Genomic DNA, 22,518 nt, shown 5'->3' with positions numbered 1-22,518 from the left:
GGGGCAGGAATAGGAATAGACGGCGCAAGCCTGGCATCGCCCACCGTGATGCCGTTGGATGGATCAGGCCGGTCTCCGGGCTTGTGAGTGGCTGGGATGCCCAACTGCGCGCCTTCCCATGTCGACAGTCGACACAGTGGCATCAGGCGCAGTCTTGACTCACTTACCGTTGCGGGGGCAGCGCCGGAATCGTCGTGCGTGCGCCTTCGGCACGCGTACTCACCGGCTTCCCTGTTTCACTCTGTCGACCTGCGGCCACAGAGCACCTGAAACAAGTCGCGAAGGTTAGAGGGTTGGGGGTGGAGCGTCAATTAAAGCCGGGGCCCGGCAGATCGACGAATGGCTGCCATATCGGAAAAATGACGCCAATCTTGTGCCACACTCAACGCAGTGATATCAAATAGCCATAATCGCGTTAAAAAACTCCAATATCTCAACAATAATAGGAAAAGTCCGATGCAAGGCATGATCATCAGCAATCCGAAACTGGAATTCCTGCGCCCTGCCCTGGAACGCTGGTTCGATTGCATCGACCGCTACAACGCCGTGCGCGGCGATAACGAAAGCCCTTACTGGTTCGACGAAAAAGCCAACCTGGGATTGCTCTCGGCGGCGGCCTGGATGGCGGAGATGGTCACCCTGGAACACACACCGAGCAAAAAACAGGTCGAGGACGGCGACCGCAGCGGCCGCACCGACCTGTACATCGCCACGCAGGAGGAGCGTGTCTATATCCAGACCACCCAGCGCTGGCCCCGGGTCAATAGCCTGCACCTGACCCAACCGTTGCTAGATGCCGCCAGCGACGCGAAAAAAGCCAGCTACCCCAGCGACCTGAAACTCGGCTGCCTGTTCGTTACGCCGCAGAAAACCCAGCACAGCGCCACCCCGGAAGAACTGCAGGACATGGTCGACGACCTGCAAAAGGAACACTGCTGCGCCGTCGCCTGGTACTTCCCCTACGCGTACCGCAAATTGCGCAACGAAGCCGGCAACTATCACCCCGGCGTTGCCGTGCTGTTCAAGGAAGCACGCTGAGCAGGTGGAACCATCGTCCATCTGTGCTTCTCTATGACTACACCGACTTCGTGCATTCATAGGGAAATCAGCATGCTCAAGCTTCGATACGCCATCCTTGTCGCCGTCGCCGCAGGCCTCGCCGCCTGTGGCGAAACTTCCACCCTCCAGGTCTCCGACGGCACCGGCCCCTCGCCGAAATTGCCCGAACCGAACAAGACCCTGTTCCCGACCGTGAACATCGCGCCCGCGATCGGCTGGCCGCAAGGCGCCAAACCGGTGGCCGCCACCGGCACCCAGGTGGCCGCATTCGCCGAAGGCCTGGACCATCCGCGCTGGCTGTACGTGCTGCCCAATGGCGACGTACTGGTGGCAGAGACCAACGCCCCGCCCTCCCCCGATGACAGCAAAGGTTTCCGCGGCTGGATCGCCAGCAAGATCATGAGCCGTGCCGGCGCTGGCGTGCCCAGCCCGAACCGCATCACCCTGCTGCGGGACAAGGATCACGATGGCGTGGCGGAAACCCGCACGGTGTTCCTGGAAAACCTCAACTCGCCGTTCGGCATGACCCTGGTGGGCAATGACCTGTACGTCGCCGACACCGATCGCCTGCTGCGCTTCCCCTATAAGGACGGCGACACCAAGATCAACGCCCAGCCGACCAAGGTGGTCGACCTGCCTGGTGGCAAGCTGAACCACCACTGGACCAAAAACGTGATTGCCAGCAAGGACGGCAGCAAGCTGTACGTCACGGTAGGCTCCAACAGCAACGTCGGCGAAAACGGCATGGACCAGGAGGAAGGTCGCGCCGCCATCTGGGAAGTCGACCGCGCCACCGGCAAGCAACGGATTTTCGCCTCGGGCCTGCGCAACCCCAACGGCATGGCCTGGGAACCGCAAAGCGGCCAGCTGTGGACCGCGGTCAACGAGCGCGACGAGATCGGCAGCGATCTGGTGCCGGACTACATCACCTCGGTCAAGGACGGCGCTTTCTACGGCTGGCCATTCAGCTACTACGGCCAGCATGTGGACGTGCGAGTCACTCCGCAGAACCCGGACCTGGTGGCCAAGGCCATCGCCCCGGATTATGCCGTCGGCCCACATACCGCCTCCCTCGGCCTGGCATTCGCCGAAGGCAGCAAGCTGCCGGCGCCGTTCACCCAGGGCGTGTTCATCGGCCAGCATGGCTCGTGGAACCGCAAGCCCCACAGCGGCTACAAAGTGATCTTCGTGCCCTTCGCCAATGGCAAGCCGGTGGGCCAACCGGTGGACGTCCTGACCGGCTTCCTCAGCGCCGATGAGAAAGCCATGGGCCGGCCGGTCGGCGTAGTGATCGACAAGCAAGGGGATCTGCTGGTGGCCGATGATGTCGGCAACAAGGTCTGGCGTGTGTCAGCAGCCAAGGCGCACTAGGTTCAACGCTTGCGGCACAGGGTCAAGCCATCCCCCAGGGGCAGCAGCGACAGGTCGACACGCGGGTCATCCTTCAAGGCACGATTGAGTGCCTGGATGGCTCGGGTGTCTTCGCTCTGGGGATTCTCCTCCAGCACCCGACCGCTCCACAGCGTGTTATCGAACACCGCCAGCCCGCCCACGCGCAGCAGGCGCAGGGCACTTTCCAGATAAGCCGGGTAATTGGCCTTGTCGGCGTCGATGAAGACCAGGTCGAAACCACCCTCGCCCTCCTCCTGCTCGATCTTGGCCAAGGTCTCCAGGGCCGGCGCCAGACGCAACTCGACTCGCCCGGCGACACCTGCTTCCCGCCAGTAGCGGCGCGCGGTGGCGTTGTAGTCGCCCGGGATGTCACAGCAGATCAACTGGCCATCGTCCGGCAAGGCCGCAGCCATGGACAAGGCGCTGTAGCCGGTGAAGGTCCCCACCTCCAGCACACGCCGGGCACCGATAAGCTTGACCAGCAAGGCGAGGAACTGCCCCTGTTCGGGCGCCACCTGCCAGCGCGCCATGGGCAGTGCCTGGGTTTCGTCACGCAGACGGCGCAGCAGCGGCGTTTCGCGCAGGGAAACGTCGAGGAGGTAGTGATAGAGGGCGTCGTCGAGGTTGAGGGTACGAGCGGTCATGGCAACCTCAACATTGAGATAGGACCTAAGGGTTGTGCGCCAGATGCTCTGGCTGCAACACGCGCTTGGCGCTCAGGTAGGCTTTTTGCCAATAGGCCTTGGACAGGCTGTCCAGCTTCACCGTACCGCCGGTGGCCGGTGCATGGACGAAGCGGCCTTCACCGACATAGATGCCCGCGTGACTGACCTGAGAACCGCCATTGGTGGCAAAAAATATCAGGTCGCCGGTCTGCAAGGCGTTCTTGCCGACATTCGGCGCACGCATGCCGATCATTTCGCGAGTCGAGCGCGGCAAAGAGATACCGGCCGCGTCGCGATAGACGTAGCCGATCAGGCCACTGCAATCGAAACCGGAATCCGGCGTGTTGCCGCCCCAGCGATAAGGCGTGCCCACCAGGCCCAACGCACGAAACAGCACGTCTTCGGCAGCGGGCGAGAAGGTCTGGGGAGTATTGAAAACGGGAGCACGTACCACAGGCGCGGGTGGCGGGGTACGGCTGGCACACGCGCTGAGCAGCGCGGCGAGAACGATCAATGCGAGGCGGGCCGACGTCGACATATGCAGAACAATCCTGATCTGGATGCGGCTTTCTCTGCCGTGAGGCCGAAAACAAAACCGCGTAAGCAGGGCTTACGCGGTTAGTTTTCAACAATAGATCAGGATTCTAGCGCCTACGCGCCAAACTTCAAGTAAGACTTTAACTTCACCTTACAAAAAGTCCGCTTACTTGCGTGCGGTGACCACAGTCGGGGCCATTGCGAGGGCGCGTTTGGCTTCGATGAAGGTCTTGCTCCAGTAGCTGTCGCCCAGGCTGTCCACTCGCACACCACCGCTGCGGCGGCTGCTGGAATGGATGAACTGGTCATCGCCCAGGTAGATGCCAGCGTGGCTTACGCGACCGCGGCGGCCATTGGTGGCGAAGAACAACAGGTCGCCCGGCTGCAGCTTGTTACGCGCAACCAGCGGAGCGTCAACGTTGATCATTTCACGGGTGGAGCGCGGCAGATTCATGCCGGCTTCTTCACGGAACAGGTAGCCGATGAAACCGCTGCAATCGAAACCGGCTTCAGAGGTACCGCCGAAACGGTAACGGGTACCGATCAGGGACATGCCACGCTCGAGGATACTGTCGGCCAAGACTGGCAGCTGGTAAGGCTTGCTGTCAGCGAACTCGGCGAGTTCTTTTTCGGTTGCCAGCTCTTCCTGGAAAATAGCGGAAGACTGGGCTTTTGAAGAGTTTTGAGCCTGTTGCTGCTCTTGTTGGCTCACCGGAGAGTGGGTGGCGCAACCAAACAACAGGGTGACGAGTGCAAGAGGCACGAGGGGTGCGAAGCGCTTCAGCATGGGCACGACCGTGGCTTAAAGTTATAAAGAAGCCGCGACTATGCCTTCTATCGCTCTAATTTGCAAATTCAATCGATTGAAATGTGACTTATCGGTTTCTACTCAACATCTAAGGCCTTAAGCCCAATTTAAACGCACGCGCCTCTGGAAACGCTTCCGGATGCGGGTTTTCTGGCGCCTGAAATATACCAAAAAGCCACTACCGCCCGCGGATTTACCAGCCCAGGGTTTCCTTGAGGAAGGGAATGGTGAGCTTGCGCTGAGCCTGCAAGGACGCCTGATCGAGGCGCTCCAGCAGTTCGAACAAGGCGCTCATGCTGCGGGTGCCGCGGGTCAGGATAAAGTGCCCGACTTCGTCGGTCAGGTGCAGCCCGCGACGCGAGGCGCGCAATTGCAATGCACGCAATTTGTCTTCGTCAGAGAGCGGGCGCATCTGGAAGATCAGCGCCAGGGTCAGGCGGGATTTGAGGTCCGCCAGCTTCACTGGCAACTCCCGGGGAGAGGTCGAGGCCGCGATCAACAGACGCCGGCCGCTGTCACGCAGGCGGTTGAACAGATGAAACAGCGCCTCTTCCCAGTCGGCCTTGCCTGCCACCGCTTGCAAGTCGTCCAGGCAGACCAGCTCGTACTGTTCCAGGTTGTCGAGGATTTCGATGCCGCGATCCAGCAATTCCGCCAGGGGCAGATAGACCGCTGGCTCCCCCAGTTGCTCGAACCGCAGGCAGGCCGCCTGCAGCAAGTGCGTACGCCCTACCCCATCCTTGCCCCAGAGGTAGATCAGGCTTTCGGTCCAGCCGGCGTCGGCTTCGCAAAGCCGCTCGACATAGCCGAGTGCAGCGGCATTGGCGCCTGGGTAGTAGTTGATGAAGGTGGCGTCATCACGCAGACGCACACCTAGGGGCAGCTGAATCGGTTTCATGCTGACTGAACAGTTCCAAACGAACCGTTAGTGGCCTCTGTGTAAAGTTTGCAAAGTTTATACCCGTGACGCCGGGCGCACAATGCAGCAGACCACAAGCAAAATCAAAGGTTTGCGTTAGCCTGATGAAATCACGGGGGGTTCTTTGACGGTGGATGTGACAGCTGTAAAGACTCTCAGAGGCGCCCGCCTGAAACACGGGCGCCCCTAAAGCATCAACAGTAGGCGTTACTGCTCGGACTCCTCTACACCGCTATAGATGTCCGAATCCTTGTACAAGTCGTGCACATGGCGCACCAGCACCATGATCACCGCCGCCACCGGCAAGGCCAGCAGGATGCCGGTAAAACCGAACAACTCGCCCCCCGCGAGAATCGCGAAGATCACCGCCACCGGGTGCAGGCCGATCCGATCCCCCACCAGCAAGGGGGTCAGCACCATGCCCTCCAGGGCCTGGCCAACCATGAACACCGCCACGATGCCGATCATCGGGTACAGGTCGCCGCCGAACTGGAACAACCCGGCAATCAGCGCTGCGCCGATGCCGATGACAAAGCCCATGTACGGCACAATCGCCGCCAGACCGGCAATCAGGCCGATCAACAGGCCCAGCTCAAGCCCGACCAGCATCAGGCCGGCGGCATAGATCATTCCCAGAGCGACCATCACCAGCAGCTGACCACGGACGAACGCCCCCAGCACCTCATGGCATTCCCCGGCCAGCGCCACCACCCGCTCCTCGCGATCACGGGGCAACAGGCTGCGGATCTTCGCCATCATCAGATCCCAGTCGCGCAGCAGGTAAAAGCTCACCACCGGAATCAGCACCAGGTTGGCCAGCCAGCCGATCAACGCCAGGCTGGAGGCCGTTGCCTGGCTCAGGACCACGCCGACGATATCGGTGGTCTGCCCCATGTGTTCGCTGATCGCCGCCTTGACCTTGTCGAACTTCCAGAAACCGTCGGACAAGCCCAGCTTGGACTGCGCCCAGGGCATCGCCGTGTGCTGCAACCAGTCGAGCATCTGCGGCGCCAGCTCGTACAGGCGCAGCAGCTGCTTGGCGAGCATAGGCACCAACACCAACAACAACGCCATGACGATCAGGGTGAACAGGGCAAATACCGCCACCACGCCCCAGGTGCGCGACAAGCCGAGCTTTTCCAGGCGGTCCACCAGCGGATCGAACAGATAGGCCAACAGCAAGGCCACCAGGAACGGCGTCAGGATCGGATGCAACAGGTACACAAAACCACCGAGCAGGACCAACCCACCCAACCAGACCCATCGACGCGTATCAGCCATGAACCACTCCATTGCTTCTATATAAAGAAAGAAAACCTACCAACGAAAATGCAGTTGCGCGGCCGGTGCAGGCGCGGGCGCTGGTGTCGCGCCTTCGACAACCGGCTGGACAGGCGCAGCGCCCGCTGGGACCTCCTGCAACCGAGCCAGGCTCAGCTGCGCGCGCAATTGCTCGGCACTGCCGCTGACCCGGTACACCGAGCGATCGCCATCGACGCTCTGCAAACGCCCACCGAAGGGTTCGAGCAAACGCCCCAACGCCGCATAACGTTCCAGATTCATGCCCTGCACTTCCAGCAACTGCTCGCTGGATGCGCCCGGCTTGACCACGAACCGCGGCGCCAGGCGCTGGCTGACCGCCAATAGCACGGCATCGGCCAAGGCCGGCACATCGGCGCCCTGGACGCTGCCCTGCTCCTTCTGGTCCCCCATCCACAGGCGCCATTTGGCCTGCCACTGACCGCCCTCTTCACTGGCATGCACCGCCAGCAGGGCGTCCGCGCCGTAACGCTCCGACGCAGCACGCAATGGCGCCGAATCGGAACCTTCGAGATTCGGCGCCGTGGCGACGATCTGTTCGTTCAGGTCAGCCAGCGGCAAACGCAGCGGCAAGCCGCGATGCAGGGCCGCACGGCGCAACGGCGTGGCACTGGCCTGGCCATCGCCGACCAGGCTGGAACCTTCACTGGAGTCGGTCAGCCACCAGCCGAGAATCGATGGGCGATTACTGCCCCACAGCGACAGGCCAGCCTGGCGCAACGCCCGATCGGTGCTGGCCGGATCGAAGTCGACCTGCAGGCTCTCGGGAGGACCGGCGTCGTAGCCGTACTGGCTGATGATCTGCTGCGGGTCCTTGCGGATCGCCGCCAGCCCTGGGCTCTGCAAGGCCTTGCTATCGCCGGTCAGGCGCAGCACCAGGGTTTCCAGGGCCCGCTGGGTGGCCTGATCGCGCTCGCCAGGGGACTGGCTGCTGACCGGTTCACGGACCTGATACAGGTTATTGAGGGTTTCGGCATGACTCGCCAGGCTGACCAATGACAAACAGCCCATAAAAAGAAATTTGCACAAACGCATGGAGGATTCCCGACGACAAAAGGCGGCTGGAACGGACCGCATGAACAGGATTGACCCAGGCTGTGACCACAAAGCCCAGGCAAACATTCACCCGATCGATGGAAGTTTTCGTGCTGTCATAACGACAGCGAGTACAAGGCTATACCTTATACAGTCCTGAGCGACGCGATCGACACACGCAATTGCAGTTTTTTTTAAGCGGATATGCCCTGCCCGTCGGCCCGAGGATGGCCGCTACACCTCAAGCCTGATAAAATCGCGCGCCTTCGCAGACCGGCAACAGCCGGGGTCGCTGAAATGATTGCGTGGCATTGCCGCCGCGACTGTTTCAATGGCCTCCCTGGACTCGGTCGATACCCCCTGAATCCCCCCTAAAGGCCTGGATCATGAGCAAGCAACCCTCCCTGAGCTACAAAGACGCCGGTGTAGACATCGACGCCGGTGAAGCATTGGTCGAACGCATCAAGAGCGTCGCCAAGCGCACTGCGCGCCCGGAAGTCATGGGCGGCCTGGGCGGTTTCGGCGCCCTCTGCGAAATCCCGGCCGGCTACAAGCAGCCGGTACTGGTCTCCGGCACCGACGGCGTGGGCACCAAGCTGCGCCTGGCACTGAACCTGAACAAGCATGACAGCATCGGCCAGGACCTGGTCGCCATGTGCGTCAACGACCTGGTGGTCTGCGGTGCCGAGCCGCTGTTCTTCCTCGACTACTACGCCACCGGCAAACTGAACGTCGACGTCGCCGCCACCGTGGTTACCGGCATCGGTGCCGGCTGCGAACTGGCTGGCTGCTCCCTGGTTGGCGGTGAAACCGCTGAAATGCCAGGCATGTACGAAGGCGAAGACTACGACCTGGCCGGCTTCTGCGTCGGCGTGGTGGAAAAAGCCGAAATCATCGACGGCTCCAAGGTTGCCACCGGCGACGCCCTGCTGGCCCTACCGTCTTCCGGTCCGCACTCCAACGGCTACTCGCTGATCCGCAAGATCATCGAAGTCTCCGGCGCCGACATCGAAACCGTCCAGCTCGACGGCAAGCCGCTGACCGAACTGCTGATGGCCCCGACCCGCATCTACGTCAAGCCACTGCTCAAGCTGATCAAGGACACTGGCGCAGTCAAAGCCATGGCCCACATCACTGGCGGCGGCCTGCTGGACAACATCCCGCGCGTTCTGCCAAAAGGTGCCCAGGCCGTGGTCGACGTGGCCAGCTGGCAGCGTCCGGCGGTATTCGACTGGCTGCAAGAGAAGGGCAATGTCGAAGAACACGAAATGCACCGCGTGCTGAACTGCGGCGTGGGTATGGTGATCTGCGTGGCTCAGGAGCACGTTGAAACTGCCCTGAACGTCCTGCGCGAAGCCGGCGAACAGCCTTGGGTCATTGGTCAGATCGCTAGCGCCGCCGAAGGCGCTGCCCAGGTCGAGCTGAAAAACCTCAAGGCACATTGATGCAAGAGCCGATGCCAGCCACCTGTGATGTAGTGGTGCTGTTGTCCGGTACCGGCAGCAACTTGCAGGCCCTGATCGACAGTACCCGGGCCGACGACAGCCCGGTACGCATCCGCGCGGTGATTTCCAATCGCGCCGATGCCTATGGCCTGCAACGCGCCCAGGACGCGGGTATCGATACCCGCGCCCTCGATCACAAAGCATTCGAAGGCCGCGAGGCCTTCGATGCCGCACTGATCGAACTGATCGACGCCTTCCAGCCCAAGCTCGTGGTGCTTGCCGGATTCATGCGCATTCTCAGCGCGGATTTCGTTCGGCACTATCAGGGTCGCCTGCTCAATATCCATCCTTCGCTGCTACCCAAATACAAAGGGTTACACACTCATCAGCGAGCGCTGGAGGCCGGAGACACCGAGCACGGCTGCAGCGTGCACTTTGTGACAGAGGAACTCGATGGCGGACCACTGGTCGTACAGGCAGTGATCCCGGTAGAGTTGCACGACTCGCCGCAAAGCCTGGCGCAGCGGGTCCACGTCCAGGAACACCGGATTTACCCGATGGCCGTACGCTGGTTTGCCGAAGGTCGACTCACACTCGGCGAACAGGGTGCTTTACTGGATGGTCAGTTGCTGGCCGCCAGTGGCCACTTGATTCGTAATTAGGAGATTTTATGCGTCGCGCCCTGCTCTTCGCTTGTGCTCTGCTCGCCCTGCCCTTCGCGCAGGCTGCGGACCTTCAACCCTTCTCCGCCAGCTATACCGCCGACTGGAAACAGCTGCCGATGAGCGGTACCGCCGAACGCAGCCTGGAAAAGAAAGGCGACGGCACCTGGAAGCTGAGCTTCAAGGCTTCGATGATGATCGCCAGCCTGACTGAAGAAAGCACCCTGACGCTCGACAAGGACACCCTGCTGCCGCAGTCCTATCACTTCGAGCGCGGCGGCCTGGGCAAGGCCAAGAAGGCCGACCTGGACTTCGACTGGAACGCCAAGATGGTCACCGGTACCGATCGCGGCGATGCGGTCAAGATCCCGCTCAATCGCGGCATGGTCGACAAATCCACCTACCAGCTCGCCTTGCAGCACGATGTGGCCGCCGGCAAGAAAAGCATGAGCTATCAGGTCGTCGATGATGGCGAAGTCGACACCTACGACTTCCGTGTCCTGGGCTCGGAAAAAGTCGACACCAAGGCCGGCCAGATCGACGCGATCAAGGTCGAGCGCGTACGCGACCCGACACAAAGCAAACGCATCACCGTCATGTGGTTCGCCAAGGACTGGGATTACCTGCTGGTTCGCCTGCAACAGGTCGAAACCGACGGCAAGGAGTACAACATCATGCTCCTGAACGGCACCGTCAACGGCAAGACCGTCAAAGGCAGCTAAGCCGCACGACAATGAAAAAGCCCCGCCGATGCGGGGCTTTTTTTCGCCTGGTGTTTCTATTTGGCCGCTCAAGCACAGCCCTCCTGGCGACCCGACAGGCTCGCTCGCCGAGCAAAAAATGCCCGGCACAACAGCCGCCCAACATGAAACTTTTGTCATGAAACTCCGGCCCCTGCGACCGAATGCCACAGTTTCCGCGGCCTGCGGGACTGTTTCGAAATCTGCAAAAGATTGTTGCATTTGAAAGCAATTTACTTAGCCAGCTAACAAAATATATAACGAAGTCCTGCACACGCCTTGCTGCAGATCAATAGAGATTGGAGCTAGCAGATGACTGTAAAAGTAACTGAACGCGACGATTCACACATGTCCCATGAAGGCGTAGCCGCAGGTGTACGGATCTGGGACGTGCATCAACAAGACTTGCTGGTGGGAATGTTTCATTCCGAGAGCGATGCCCATAATTACAAGGCCGAACTGGAGAAGCTGGAGCAGAACCGCGCACCGCAAAGCTCCTGACCTCACACTGACTGCCGCGGCTGCCGCCACGCATCGGTAGCCGCTTCAGAAACAACAAACCCCGCTCATGGCGGGGTTTGTTGTTTCTGCGGGTTTACCACATCAGATCGTCAGGGATCTGGTAGGCCGCGTACGGATCGTCCTCGTCCGGCGCCTCGGTCGGCGTGTTGAGCTGAACGATGCGCCGTGGATCGCGCTCCTGGATCTTCAGCGCGGCTTCACGCGGGATGACTTCATAACCGCCGGCATGGTGCACGATGGCCAGCGAGCCGCTGCTCAGCTTGTTGCGCATCAGGGTGTTCACCGACAGGCGCTTGACCTTCTTGTCGTCGACGAAGTTGTAGTAGTCCTCGGTGGTCAGCTTTGGCAGGCGCGACACTTCGATCAGTTGCTTGATCTGCGCGGCACGGGCCTTCTGCTCGGCCTTCTCCTGCTGCTGGCGGTTGAGTTCCTGGTCGCGCTTGACCTTCTCGGCTTGCGCCTCCTGGGCCAGGCGCGCCTGGGTATCGTCCGCCTCGACCTGACCCTTATGGACCAGGCGTTGCTGCTTCTGTTTCTCTTTGCTGACCTGCTTGGCCTGCTTTTGGTTGACCAGCCCTGCTTTGAGCAACTGGTCGCGAAGGGAAAGGCTCATTGGTGCTCACTCACTTAGGCAACAGCCTCAGCCACAGCTGGGCAAATTCTTTTCCTGACGTTTGGCTTCGCCCCACAAGGCGTCCAACTCTTCGAGGGTGCAATCTTCCATGGGTCGGCGGGTATCGCGCAATGCCTGCTCGATAAATCGAAAGCGCCGCTCGAACTTGGCATTGGCGCCACGCAAGGTGGTTTCCGGATCGACCTTCAGATGCCGGGCCAGGTTGACCACGGCGAACAGCAGGTCGCCCACCTCGTCGGCGATCGCCTGCGGGTCATTCTCGGACATGGCTTCGAGCACTTCATCGAGCTCTTCGCGGATCTTGTCCACCACCGGCAAGGCATCCGGCCAGTCAAAACCGACCTGGGCCGCGCGCTTTTGCAACTTGGCCGAACGAGACAGGGCCGGCAGCGCCGCGGGCACATCGTCGAGCAAGGACAACTGCAAAGGCTCTGCCGATTTCTCAGCGCGCTCCTCGGCCTTGATCTCTTCCCAGCGCTGCTTGACTTGTTCTTCATCCAGCCGTGGCGTATCCAGCGGCGCGTACAGGTCCCCGGTAGGGAATACATGGGGATGGCGACGGATCAGCTTGCGGGTGATGCTGTCGACCACGCCGTCGAACTCGAAACGCCCCTCCTCCCGCGCCAGCTGGCTGTAATACACCACCTGGAACAGCAGATCGCCCAGCTCGCCCTGCAAGTGCTCGAAGTCGCCCCGTTCGATGGCATCGGCCACTTCATAGGCTTCTTCCAGGGTGTGGGGGACGATGGTGGCGTAGCTCTGCTTGATATCCCAAGGGCAGCCGTACTGCGGATCCCGCAGCCGCGCCATCAGGTGCAACAGGTCTTCAAGGCTGTACATCGGTCACTCTCATTGCCAAACCATGTTTTCTGTAGGAGCGAGGCTTGCCCGCGATGGCGATTTGTCTGACATACCGCTATCGCGGGCAAACCGGATCGCCGTCCGCTCGCTCCTACGCTCCGGATTTCAAGGGGTACGGTTACGGCGGGTCTCGATGATGTTCGGCAACTGGGAAATACGCCCCAGCAACCGCCCCAACGCGTCCAGCCCCGGAATCTCGATGGTCAGGGACATCAGCGCAGTGTTGTCCTCCTTGTTCGAGCGGGTGTTGACCGCCAGCACGTTGATCCGCTCGTTGAGCAGCACCTGGGACACGTCACGCAGCAGACCGGAGCGGTCGTAGGCGCGAATGATGATGTCCACCGGATAGGTCTGCACCGGCACCGGGCCCCAGCTGACCTGGATGATCCGCTCCGGCTCGCGGCCGGCCAGTTGCAGCACCGAGGCGCAGTCCTGACGGTGAATGCTCACCCCGCGGCCCTGGGTGATGTAACCGACGATCGCATCCCCCGGCAGCGGCTGGCAGCAACCGGCCATCTGGGTCAGCAAGTTGCCGACGCCCTGGATCTGGATGTCGCCGCGCTTGCCCGGCTTGTAGCCGGTGGCCTTGCGCGGGATCAGCTCCAACTGTTCGTTGCCGCGTTCCGGCTCCACCAACTGCTGCGCCAGGTTGACCAGTTGCGCCAGGCGCAGGTCGCCCGCGCCCAGGGCGGCGAACATGTCCTCGGCGGTTTTCATGTTGGCCTTGTCGGCCAGCTTGTCGAAATCCACCTGCGGCAGGTCGAGGCGATTGAGTTCGCGCTCGAGCAAAGTCTTGCCCGCCGCCACGTTCTGATCGCGCGCCTGCAGCTTGAACCAGTGGACGATCTTCGCCCGTGCCCGCGAGGTGGTGACATACCCCAGGTTCGGGTTCAGCCAGTCGCGGCTCGGCGTGCCGTGCTTGCTGGTGATGATCTCGACCTGCTCGCCGGTCTGCAGGCTGTAGTTGAGCGGCACGATGCGCCCGTTGATCTTCGCGCCCCGGCAGTTGTGGCCGATCTCGGTGTGCACGCGGTAGGCGAAGTCCAGCGGCGTCGCGCCTTTCGGCAAGTCGATCGCATGGCCGTCGGGGGTGAAGATGTACACCCGGTCCGGCTCGATATCCACCCGCAGTTGCTCGGCCAGGCCACCGATATCCCCCAGTTCCTCGTGCCACTCGAGCACCTGGCGCAGCCAGGAGATTTTCTCTTCGTAGTGGTTGGAGCCGGACTTGACGTCGGTGCCCTTGTAGCGCCAGTGGGCGCAGACCCCCAGCTCAGCCTCTTCGTGCATCGCGTGGGTACGGATCTGCACTTCCAGCACCTTGCCCTCAGGGCCGATGACCGCCGTGTGCAGCGAGCGGTAACCGTTCTCCTTGGGGTTGGCGATGTAGTCGTCGAACTCTTTCGGAATGTGCCGCCACAGGGTGTGGACGATCCCCAGCGCGGTGTAGCAGTCGCGCATTTCCGGGACCAGCACGCGCACCGCGCGCACGTCGTAGATCTGGCTGAACTCCAGGCCCTTGCGCTGCATTTTGCGCCAGATCGAATAGATGTGTTTGGCCCGGCCGCTGATGTCGGCGTCGACGCCGGTGGCCTGCAGTTCGTTCTGCAGCTGGTTCATCACATCGGAGATGAAGCGCTCACGATCGAGGCGCCGCTCGTGCAGCAACTTGGCGATCTGCTTGTACTGCTCAGGCTCCAGGTAACGGAAGGACAGGTCCTCCAGCTCCCACTTGATATGGCCGATACCGAGGCGATGCGCCAGCGGTGCGTAGATGTCGAAGACTTCCCGGGCGACCCGGTTGCGCTTCTCGTCGTCGGCGTTTTTCACCGCGCGAATCGCGCAGGTCCGCTCGGCCAGCTTGATCAGTGCCACACGCACGTCATCGACCATCGCCACCAGCATCTTGCGCAGGTTTTCCACCTGGGCCTGGGTGCCGAGCACGAGGGATTGGCGGGGGCTGAGGCTGGCGCTGATCGCCGCCATGCGCAGCACGCCGTCGATCAGCTTGGCCACCACCGGGCCGAAGCGCTGGCTGACGGCCGGCAGCGGGATCTGGCCTTCACGGACGCCACGGTAGAGTACCGCGGCCACCAGCGAATCCTGATCCAGCTTGAGGTCGGCAAGGATCTCCGCGATCTCGAGGCCGGTGCTGAAACTCGACATGTCTTCGCCACTGAGATTCTTCGCGGCGATGTGTTGTTGCTCTGCCTCACGAGCGAACTCGCAGGCTTCTTTCAAGGCTTCACGGTCCAGTGCCATGTCGACGCTGACCGCATGATCGAGCCACGCCTCGAGATTGATACTGCCGTCGGTGTTGATCGGCTGGTGCGCTCTCACCTGTACCATCTTGCTTTACCTTCCCTACGACGCACATTCAATGCGTCAAATCGCTGACCTTCACTGCCAGTATTTCCTCGCTGGGCCGGCGAGTGCTGCCTGACGGGCCAACGGATTAGACGAGCCATCCTAGCTCGCTTCAAATAACGCCATGGCCTCGACATGTGCCGTCTGAGGAAACATATCGAGGATCCCGGCACGTTTTAACCGGTAGCCCTGCCTGACCAGTTCGACTGTGTCACGCGCCAGAGTGGCAGGGTTGCATGACACATAAACCAGGCGCTTGGCGCCCAGGCTCGCCAGCTTGCGTACCACCTCGAAAGCCCCGTCCCGAGGTGGGTCCAAGAGTACCGCAGAAAAGCCTTCGCGGGCCCACTCGGCGTCGCTCAGGGGCTGCGATAAATCGGCCTGAAAAAACCGGGTGTTATGCAAATTGTTGCTAGCGGCATTCTCCGCGGCACGCGCGACCATGGTCGCCACCCCTTCGACCGCCACCACTTCACGAACCTTCTGCGCCAGTGGCAGGGCAAAGTTGCCCAGGCCGCAAAACAGGTCCAGCACGCGCTCGTCAGCCTGTGGCGCCAGCCACTCCAGGGCCTGGGCCACCATCGCCTCGTTGACCCCGGCATTGACCTGGACAAAATCCCCCGGCCGATAAGCCAGTTGCAGATTCCACGGTTCCAGGCGATAGCCCAGGGCCTGGTCCGGGTCCACCGGTTGCGGCTCGCCTTCGCCATGCAGCCACAGCTGGGCCTCATGGAACGCGCAGAACGCCTGGAGAATCTCCAGGTCGGCCGCGGACAACGGCGCCATATGGCGCAGCAGCACAGCAATCGCCGAACCGCTGAACAGCTCCACATGCCCCAGCGCCTGCGGTTTGCTCAGGCGCTGCAGCATGGCCGGCAAGCGGCTCATGATCGGTTGCAAGGGCTGTACCAGCACCGGGCATTCGTCGATGGCGACTATGTCCTGGCTGCCGGCGGCACGAAAGCCCACTTCGAGTTTTTTCGCCTTGGCGTCCCAGCGCACCGCGACCCGCGCCCGGCGTCGGTAGCCGAACTCCGGACCGCTCAAAGGTGGCGCCCACTCCTCTGGCTCGACACCGGCAACCCGCGACAGCTGCTCGGCGAGCATGCGCTGTTTCAGGGCAAGCTGTTCGTCATGGGGCAGGTGCTGCACGCTGCAGCCGCCACAACGGCCGGCATGGGCGCAAGGCGCTGGCCGGCGCAGATCGCTGGCGCTGAACACCCGCTCGGTACGGGCCTCCACCACTTTGCCGTGGGCACCCAGTACTCGCGCCTCGACCTCTTCGCCCGCCAGTGCACCGACAACGAACCAGGTACGCCCCTCCAGAAAGGCGATGCCACGACCGTCGTTGGCCAGGCGCTCGATGGTCAGGCGCTGTTTTTTTCCAACGGGGATCTGCGCCGCCCGGCTCCCGCCCGAAGGCTGGAAGCGCAGGCCTCTGACTGGCTTAGCCATCAGTTGGGCGCATCGAAGATGCCGGTCGACAGGTAACGGTCGCCACGGTCACAGATGATCGCGACAATCACCGCGTTTTCAACTTCGCGGGACAGGCGCAACATCGCCGCCACCGCACCGCCCGAGGACACGCCGCAGAAGATGCCTTCTTCGCGGGCCAGGCGCCGGGTCACGTCTTCGGCTTCGCTCTGCGTCATGTCGACGATGCGATCGACGCGAGTGGCCTGGTAGATCTTCGGCAGGTATTCCTGCGGCCAGCGACGAATGCCGGGGATGGCCGAGCCTTCCATCGGTTGCAGGCCGATGATCTGCACGTTCGGGTTCTGTTCCTTCAGATAACGCGAGGTGCCCATGATGGTGCCGGTGGTGCCCATGGAGCTGACGAAATGGGTGATGGTGCCCTCGGTCTGGCGCCAGATTTCCGGGCCGGTGCCGGTGTAGTGCGCTTCCGGGTTATCCAGGTTGGCGAACTGGTCGAGCACCTTGCCGCGACCTTCGGCCTGCATCTTCTCGGCCAGGTCGCGCGCGCCTTCCATACCCTCTTCCTGGCTGACCAGGATCAGCTCGGCGCCATAGGCGGTCATCGCCGCCTTGCGCTCGGCACTGGAGTTGTCGGGCATGATCAGGATCATCTTGTAGCCCTTGATCGCCGCAGCCATGGCCAGGGCAATCCCGGTGTTGCCCGAGGTCGCCTCGATCAGCGTATCGCCGGGGTGAATCTGCCCACGCAGCTCGGCGCGAGTGATCATCGACAGCGCCGGGCGGTCCTTGACCGAACCCGCCGGGTTATTGCCCTCGAGCTTGAGCAGCAGGGTGTTGCTGGTGACGCCAGGCAGGCGCTGCAAACGGACCAGCGGGGTGTTGCCGACGCAATCGGCGATGGTGGGGTACTGCAAGGTCATGGCGTATTCGCAATCCGGACTGCGGGGGCGACTATCATACCGGCAAACGTTCGCAGGCCATATCACGCAAAGTGAGGGTCTTATGGCTTAACGATATAAGGCAGCGAATCAGCCTCGCTCGAAGGCGCTTGCACCCTAACGGCAGCCCGCAGACGCATATTCAGGCGCAAGCCACGCCCGGCATTTTCCGCCCACAGCTGGCCGCCCTGACGCTGCACGGCGTTGCGCGCAATGCTCAACCCCAGACCAAAACCGCCATTGCCCGGACGCGAGCCGTCGAGACGGGTAAAGGGATCGAAGATCCGCTGCAGATCGGCGTCGGCCACGCCAGGCCCTTCATCCTCCAGCCACAGCAGCCAATGCTCGCCCTGGCGCTGGCCGTCCAGCAGCACACGACCGCCCGCGGGCGAATGACGAATGGCATTGCGCAGGATGTTCTCCAGGGCCTGGGCCAGGGTATTGAGGTTGCCCCGTACCCAGCACGAGGCATCCAGCGCGCAGTGCAGTTGCGCGCTGGACCAGGCGCTTTCGAAGCAGGCGTTTTCCGTGAGCATTTCCCACAGGGCCTGGATCTGGATGACTTCCTCGGCCAACGGTGCCCGCTCGGTGTCGAGCCAGGCCAGTTGCAAGGTGTCGTCCACCAGCCGCTGCATGCCATCGACTTCCCGCGCCAACCGCTCGCGCAATGCCGGCAGGCTCTGCTCGCCGTCGCAGGCCACCCGCAGACGACTCAGGGGCGTGCGCAATTCATGGGAAAGGTCGCGCAGCAATTGCTGTTGCAAGGCCACGGTGCCCTGCAGGCGCTCGGACATCTGGTCGAACGCCCGGCCCAGTTCGCCCAGCTCGTCCTGGCGACTGGTGGTCTGGCTCGACAGCCGCGCATTCAGTTGATCGGCGCGCCAGGCGTTGGCCTGTTCGCGCAACTGGTTCAGCGGCACCACCAACAGTCGATACAGCCCGACACACAGCAACAGGGTGAACAGGCCGGGAATCACCCCGTTGGTCAGTACCCGCCAGAATACCCGGTAGCGCCCGGGCATGAAGCGCTGGGGCAGCTCGATCACCAGGCTGCCGGCGGACGGGTCGTTGGGAAACGGAATCTTCAGCCAGGGCAAACCACGGGTATGACGGCTGACCGGCCAATCCAGGCCGCGCAGGAATGTCAGGTGCTGGCTCTCGGCTTCGCTCAGCGGATAACTGCTCAGCGATTGTAGGTCGCGGCCGATGACCCCGATCCAATGCCGCTCACGCCCGGCCATGCCCTGCAACCAGGCATCGATCCCGGCGCTCTGCCCCTGGCTCCAGGCCTGTTCGGCCTCGGCGGCGTAACCGGTCAGCGTGCCGCGGGCCTCATCGGAGAGGAACAGGTTCTTCTGTTCCATGTAGCGGCCCCAGGACCAGCTCAGCCAGATCATCAGCAGGCAGAAGGCGACCAACAGACAGGCCAGCTTCCAGAACAGCGAATGCCTGCCGGGCAGCTCAGGCCATTTCATCGACGGCACTCAGCACATAGCCCTTGCCCCAGACCGTGCGCACTTCCCGCGCGACATAACCGACCGCCTTGAGTTTGCGGCGGATCTGGCTGATGTGCATGTCCAGGCTGCGATCATGGGGCGCGTAGCCGCGCTGCAGCACATGCTGATAAAGGAAGGGTTTGCTCAGGACCTCATCGTCGTTGCGGTTGAGTGTCTCCAGCAGGCGGTACTCGCTGCGGGTCAGCCCGGCCCACTGTTGCCCGTAATACACGTCGCACAGCTCGTCGTCGAAACGCAGCCCCTGGGCTTCCTGCCTGAGCGGCGCCGGGGCCGGCCGGCGATCCAGGGCCACGCGCCGCAGGATGGCTTCGATCCGTACCCGCAGCTCGGCCATGCTGAAGGGCTTGGGCAGGTAGTCGTCGGCGCCCAGGCGAAAACCGCTGATGCGATCGGCCTCGGCCCCCAGCGCCGACATCAGCAGCACCGGCGTGGAATGGCTCTGGCGAAAATGCGTGAGCACCGTCAGCCCATCCATCCCCGGCAGCAGGATGTCCATCAGCACCACATCGAAAGGCTGCTGGCGGGCCATCGCCAGCCCTTCCTGGCCGTTCTGGCACCAGGTGACATCAAACCCACAACGGCCCAATTGCTCGTGCACATAGGCGCCGAGCACCAGGTCGTCTTCGATGCTCAGGATCCGGGGATGGCCGACAGATACGGGATTCATTAGCTTCTGCAAGTAATTCTCAGTTGGGCGATTATTCAAGATTGTCCGCGGCCGGGCAACCGACACCGGTCGACAAAGCGTTCGCTACACCGGGGGAAGGCCGAGCGGTTCGACGGTTAATTTTGCGAAGATTGCGGCAAAGCAAATGGCTACACTGCGCAGGTGGTGCGCACCGGATGTGCGCAGGGTTCATTCAACATGGCGTGTTAGCAGGAGAGTTGCGTGCTTAAGAAACTGGGGATCAAAGGCCGCGTGCTGTTGCTGACCTTGCTGCCAACCAGCCTGATGGCGTTGGTGCTGGGCGGTTATTTCACCTGGATGCAGCAGTCGGACCTGCAAACCCAACTTCTGCAACGCGGCGAAATGATCGCCGAACAACTGGCGCCCCTGGTGGCACCGGCCCTGGCCCACCAGAACACCGCCCTGCTGGAACGCATCGCCACCCAGTCCCTGGAACAGCAGGACGTACGCGCGGTGACCTTCCTTGCGCCCGACCGCACGCCCCTGGCCCATGCCGGCCCGAGCATGCTCAACCAGGCGCCCACCGGTAACGGCAGCCAGATGCTGCAACGCACCGGCAGCGACGCCACCCGCTATCTGCTGCCGGTGTTCGGCCGCCACCGCAACCTGGCCGGCGACCTGATTCCCGACGAGTCCGACCGCCTGCTCGGTTGGGTCGAGCTGGAACTGTCCCACAACAGCATGCTGCTGCGCGGCTACCGCAGCCTGTTCGCCAGCCTGATGCTGATTACCGCCGGGCTGATCTGCACCGGCCTGCTGGCGCTGCGCATGGGGCGCACCATCAACAACCCGCTGAGCCAGATCAAACAGGCCGTCACCCAACTCAAGGACGGCAATCTGGAAACCCGCCTGCCCTTGCTCGGCAGCCAGGAGCTGGACGAACTGGCCTCGGGCATCAACCGCATGGCCGGCACCCTGCAGAATGCCCAGGAAGAACTGCAGCACAGCATCGACCAGGCCACCGAGGATGTCCGGCAAAACCTGGAGACCATCGAGATCCAGAACATCGAACTGGACCTGGCGCGCAAGGAGGCCCTGGAGGCCAGCCGGATCAAGTCGGAATTCCTGGCCAACATGAGTCACGAAATCCGTACACCGCTCAACGGCATCCTTGGCTTCACCCACCTGTTGCAGAAAAGCGAGCTGACCCCGCGCCAGCTGGATTACCTGGGCACCATCGAAAAATCCGCCGACAGCCTGCTGGGGATCATCAACGAAATTCTCGACTTCTCGAAAATCGAAGCCGGTAAGCTGGTGCTCGACAGCATTCCGTTCAACCTGCGCGATCTGTTGCAGGACACCCTGACCATCCTCGCCCCGGCTGCCCACGCCAAGCAGCTGGAACTGGTCAGCCTGGTGTATCGCGATACGCCGCTGTCGCTGGTGGGCGACCCACTGCGCCTCAAGCAGATCCTCACCAACCTGGTGAGCAACGCCATCAAGTTCACCCGCGAAGGCACCATCGTCGCCCGCGCCATGCTCGAAGAAGAACACGAAGACAGCGTGCAACTGCGCATCAGCATTCAGGACACTGGCATTGGCCTGTCGAACCAGGACGTGCGCGCCCTGTTCCAGGCCTTCAGCCAGGCCGACAACTCGCTATCACGGCAACCCGGCGGTACTGGGTTGGGGCTGGTGATCTCCAAGCGCCTGATCGAACAGATGGGTGGCGAGATCGGCGTCGACAGTACGCCCGGCGAAGGTTCGGAGTTCTGGATCAGCCTGCGCCTGCCGAAAACCCGCGACGACGCTGAAGACCTGCCCGCCCCGCCGCTGCTCGGCAGGCGGGTCGCGGTGCTGGAGAACCATGAGCTGGCGCGCCAGGCCCTGCAGCATCAACTCGAGGATTGCGGCCTGGAAGTCACGCCGTTCAATACCCTGGAAGCCCTGACCAACGGGGTGACCGGGGTGCACCAGACCGAACAGGCGATCGACCTGGCGGTTCTCGGCATCACCACCAATGACATGCCGCCGGAACGCCTCAACCAGCACATCTGGGACCTCGAACACCTGGGCTGCAAAGTGCTGGTGCTGTGCCCGACCACCGAACAGACGCTGTTCCACCTGTCGGTGCCCAACCCTCACAGCCAGTTGCAGGCCAAACCGGCCTGCACCCGCAAACTGCGGCGCGCCCTGGCCGACCTGGTCAACCCCAAGGCGGTGCGCAGCGAGCCGAGCGAACCGATCGCCAGTCGCCCGCCGCGGGTGCTGTGTGTCGATGACAACCCGGCCAACCTGCTGCTGGTGCAGACCCTGCTCGAGGACATGGGCGCCAAGGTGCTCGCGGTCGACAGCGGTTACGCGGCGGTCAAGGCAGTGCAGAACGAATCCTTCGACCTGGTGATGATGGACGTGCAGATGCCCGGCATGGACGGTCGCCAGAGCACCGAGGCGATTCGCCAGTGGGAAAGCGAGCGCAACTGCACGCCGCTGCCGGTGATCGCCCTCACCGCCCACGCCATGGCCAACGAAAAACGCGCGCTGCTGCAAAGCGGCATGGACGACTACCTGACCAAGCCCATCAGCGAACGGCAGCTGGCTCAGGTGGTGCTGAAGTGGACCGGTCTGGCCCTGCGCAACCAGGGCCCGGAACGCACGGGCGAACCGTCCGGCAACGGCCTTGAGCTGCAAGTGCTGGATCACGACGAAGGTTTGCGCCTGGCCGCCGGCAAGGCGGATCTGGCCGCCGACATGCTGGCGATGCTCCTGGCCTCGCTGGAGGCTGATCGCGAAGCGATTCGCGCCGCCCGTGCCGCCAACGACCACAATGCCCTGATCGAACGGGTCCACCGCCTGCACGGGGCTACCCGCTACTGCGGAGTGCCGCAATTGCGCGCCGCCTGCCAGCGCAGCGAAACCCTGCTCAAGCAGGAAGACATCAAGGCCTTCGCCGCCCTCGACGAACTCGAACGGGCGATCAACCGCCTGGCCACGGAGGCCCGCATCAACGCCTGACTCAGGGCAACGACCCG

General features: G+C 62.5%; 20 protein-coding genes and 1 riboswitch. Of the genes, 7 read left to right on the top strand and 13 right to left on the bottom strand.

What is annotated here, in order from left to right; all coding sequences use genetic code 11:
• Nucleotides 1-48: 48 nt before the first annotated feature.
• A riboswitch (cobalamin riboswitch) is annotated at nt 49-285 on the bottom strand.
• 171 nt (nt 286-456) lie between these two features.
• Nucleotides 457-1,038: a hypothetical protein gene (locus tag NRG23_RS27945; protein WP_009050264.1), complete on the top strand. Its 582-nt coding sequence runs from the start codon at nt 457-459 to the stop codon at nt 1,036-1,038.
• 72 nt (nt 1,039-1,110) lie between these two features.
• Nucleotides 1,111-2,430, top strand: coding sequence for a sorbosone dehydrogenase family protein (locus tag NRG23_RS27940; protein WP_198919247.1), 1,320 nt, complete (start codon nt 1,111-1,113; stop codon nt 2,428-2,430).
• A 2-nt stretch (nt 2,431-2,432) separates the two neighbouring features.
• On the opposite strand, the gene NRG23_RS27935 is transcribed toward NRG23_RS27940, so the two are convergent.
• The 6 genes from NRG23_RS27935 to NRG23_RS27910 all read right to left on the bottom strand — a co-directional run bounded on the left by NRG23_RS27935 (nt 2,433) and on the right by NRG23_RS27910 (nt 7,735).
• Nucleotides 2,433-3,095, bottom strand: coding sequence for an O-methyltransferase (locus tag NRG23_RS27935; protein ID WP_101283181.1), 663 nt, complete (start codon nt 3,093-3,095; stop codon nt 2,433-2,435).
• Between the two features lie 25 nt (nt 3,096-3,120).
• Nucleotides 3,121-3,654, bottom strand: a complete 534-nt coding sequence (locus NRG23_RS27930; protein WP_007927778.1) for a C40 family peptidase — start codon at nt 3,652-3,654, stop codon at nt 3,121-3,123.
• 165 nt (nt 3,655-3,819) lie between these two features.
• Nucleotides 3,820-4,440: a C40 family peptidase gene (locus tag NRG23_RS27925; protein ID WP_009050267.1), complete on the bottom strand. Its 621-nt coding sequence runs from the start codon at nt 4,438-4,440 to the stop codon at nt 3,820-3,822.
• 214 nt (nt 4,441-4,654) lie between these two features.
• Nucleotides 4,655-5,359, bottom strand: coding sequence for a DnaA regulatory inactivator Hda (hda, locus tag NRG23_RS27920; RefSeq protein WP_007898944.1), 705 nt, complete (start codon nt 5,357-5,359; stop codon nt 4,655-4,657).
• A 228-nt stretch (nt 5,360-5,587) separates the two neighbouring features.
• Nucleotides 5,588-6,661: an AI-2E family transporter gene (locus NRG23_RS27915; RefSeq protein ID WP_009050268.1), complete on the bottom strand. Its 1,074-nt coding sequence runs from the start codon at nt 6,659-6,661 to the stop codon at nt 5,588-5,590.
• A gap of 36 nt (nt 6,662-6,697) precedes the next feature.
• The gene (locus NRG23_RS27910; RefSeq protein ID WP_155500005.1) at nt 6,698-7,735 is read right to left on the bottom strand and encodes a DUF2066 domain-containing protein; all 1,038 of its coding nucleotides are present in this window, start codon (nt 7,733-7,735) and stop codon (nt 6,698-6,700) included.
• Nucleotides 7,736-8,121: 386 nt separating this feature from the next.
• On the opposite strand from NRG23_RS27910, the gene purM reads away from it, so the two are divergent.
• The 4 genes from purM (at nt 8,122) to NRG23_RS27890 (ending at nt 11,083) form a co-directional block, all read left to right on the top strand.
• Nucleotides 8,122-9,180: a phosphoribosylformylglycinamidine cyclo-ligase gene (purM, locus tag NRG23_RS27905; RefSeq protein ID WP_038634283.1), complete on the top strand. Its 1,059-nt coding sequence runs from the start codon at nt 8,122-8,124 to the stop codon at nt 9,178-9,180.
• 11 nt (nt 9,181-9,191) lie between these two features.
• A complete protein-coding gene (gene purN, locus NRG23_RS27900; RefSeq protein ID WP_009050271.1) occupies nt 9,192-9,842 on the top strand; it encodes a phosphoribosylglycinamide formyltransferase in 651 nt (216 codons plus the stop codon).
• A gap of 8 nt (nt 9,843-9,850) precedes the next feature.
• Nucleotides 9,851-10,564: a DUF3108 domain-containing protein gene (locus NRG23_RS27895; RefSeq protein WP_007927772.1), complete on the top strand. Its 714-nt coding sequence runs from the start codon at nt 9,851-9,853 to the stop codon at nt 10,562-10,564.
• Between the two features lie 330 nt (nt 10,565-10,894).
• A complete protein-coding gene (locus NRG23_RS27890) occupies nt 10,895-11,083 on the top strand; it encodes a hypothetical protein (RefSeq protein ID WP_016702508.1) in 189 nt (62 codons plus the stop codon).
• Between the two features lie 94 nt (nt 11,084-11,177).
• Here the strand turns inward: NRG23_RS27890 and NRG23_RS27885 are convergent, their stop codons facing one another.
• The 7 genes from NRG23_RS27885 to NRG23_RS27855 all read right to left on the bottom strand — a co-directional run bounded on the left by NRG23_RS27885 (nt 11,178) and on the right by NRG23_RS27855 (nt 19,525).
• Nucleotides 11,178-11,717, bottom strand: a complete 540-nt coding sequence (locus NRG23_RS27885; RefSeq protein ID WP_007927770.1) for a DUF2058 domain-containing protein — start codon at nt 11,715-11,717, stop codon at nt 11,178-11,180.
• Between the two features lie 27 nt (nt 11,718-11,744).
• The gene (gene mazG / locus NRG23_RS27880; RefSeq protein ID WP_009050273.1) at nt 11,745-12,578 is read right to left on the bottom strand and encodes a nucleoside triphosphate pyrophosphohydrolase; all 834 of its coding nucleotides are present in this window, start codon (nt 12,576-12,578) and stop codon (nt 11,745-11,747) included.
• A 126-nt stretch (nt 12,579-12,704) separates the two neighbouring features.
• Nucleotides 12,705-14,948 carry a GTP diphosphokinase gene (gene relA / locus NRG23_RS27875; RefSeq protein WP_009050274.1) on the bottom strand — a complete coding sequence of 748 codons (2,244 nt, stop codon included), beginning with the start codon at nt 14,946-14,948 and terminating at the stop codon, nt 12,705-12,707.
• A 120-nt stretch (nt 14,949-15,068) separates the two neighbouring features.
• Nucleotides 15,069-16,421, bottom strand: a complete 1,353-nt coding sequence (gene rlmD, locus NRG23_RS27870; RefSeq protein WP_028683150.1) for a 23S rRNA (uracil(1939)-C(5))-methyltransferase RlmD — start codon at nt 16,419-16,421, stop codon at nt 15,069-15,071.
• Nucleotides 16,421-17,323, bottom strand: a complete 903-nt coding sequence (cysM, locus tag NRG23_RS27865; protein ID WP_009050276.1) for a cysteine synthase CysM — start codon at nt 17,321-17,323, stop codon at nt 16,421-16,423. Before cysM ends, rlmD begins: the two co-directional genes overlap by 1 nt.
• A gap of 80 nt (nt 17,324-17,403) precedes the next feature.
• Nucleotides 17,404-18,816 (bottom strand): sensor histidine kinase, encoded by a 1,413-nt coding sequence (locus NRG23_RS27860; RefSeq protein WP_028683151.1) that lies wholly within the window; start codon nt 18,814-18,816, stop codon nt 17,404-17,406.
• Nucleotides 18,803-19,525 carry a response regulator transcription factor gene (locus tag NRG23_RS27855; RefSeq protein ID WP_028683152.1) on the bottom strand — a complete coding sequence of 241 codons (723 nt, stop codon included), beginning with the start codon at nt 19,523-19,525 and terminating at the stop codon, nt 18,803-18,805. The genes NRG23_RS27860 and NRG23_RS27855 overlap by 14 nt, the downstream gene beginning before the upstream one ends.
• 222 nt (nt 19,526-19,747) lie before the next feature.
• On the opposite strand from NRG23_RS27855, the gene NRG23_RS27850 reads away from it, so the two are divergent.
• The gene (locus NRG23_RS27850; protein WP_009050279.1) at nt 19,748-22,501 is read left to right on the top strand and encodes a response regulator; all 2,754 of its coding nucleotides are present in this window, start codon (nt 19,748-19,750) and stop codon (nt 22,499-22,501) included.
• The last annotated feature ends 17 nt before the right edge of the window (nt 22,502-22,518 follow it).

Origin of the sequence: Pseudomonas sp. T8, assembly GCF_024610635.1 — a bacterium.
Classification (GTDB): domain Bacteria; phylum Pseudomonadota; class Gammaproteobacteria; order Pseudomonadales; family Pseudomonadaceae; genus Aquipseudomonas; species Aquipseudomonas chlororaphis_I.
The sequence above is the reverse complement of the archived record's forward strand: the minus strand, read 5'-3'. Positions and strand labels throughout refer to the sequence as shown.